Below are 313 nucleotides of genomic sequence, written 5' to 3'. Positions count from 1 at the left end.
TTCTTTGCTGACTCAATCCCTTCACGTTGACGCATACGGATAAGGTCGCGCTCTAATTGGTACACACCAGCCATTACTGTAATTAAGAATTGGCTGTATGGATTATCCTCTGATAAATTTAGCCATGTATCCTTGAGTGATTTTAAGCTTGCCTTTTTCCTTCGTATTAAATCAATCAATTCAAATAAATCTTGCGTACTTCGAGTGATCCGAGTTAAATCTGTAACATAAATAATGTCACCTTCCTGTAAATCCTCTAACATTTTTTGAAGTTGTTCACGATCTTTTGTGGCTCCTGAAGTTTTTTCTTCAT

General features: G+C 36.4%; 1 protein-coding gene. It reads right to left on the bottom strand.

From position 1 onward, the window contains the following. On the bottom strand, nucleotides 1-313 hold a 313-nt coding region (locus KVT34_RS30065), incomplete at both ends, for a recombinase family protein (protein ID WP_217563273.1).

Origin of the sequence: Paenibacillus sp. GbtcB18, from assembly GCF_019091125.1 — a bacterium.
Classification (GTDB): Bacteria; Bacillota; Bacilli; order Paenibacillales; family NBRC-103111; genus Paenibacillus_F; species Paenibacillus_F chitinolyticus.
This window is presented reverse-complemented; position numbering and strand designations above follow the sequence as displayed.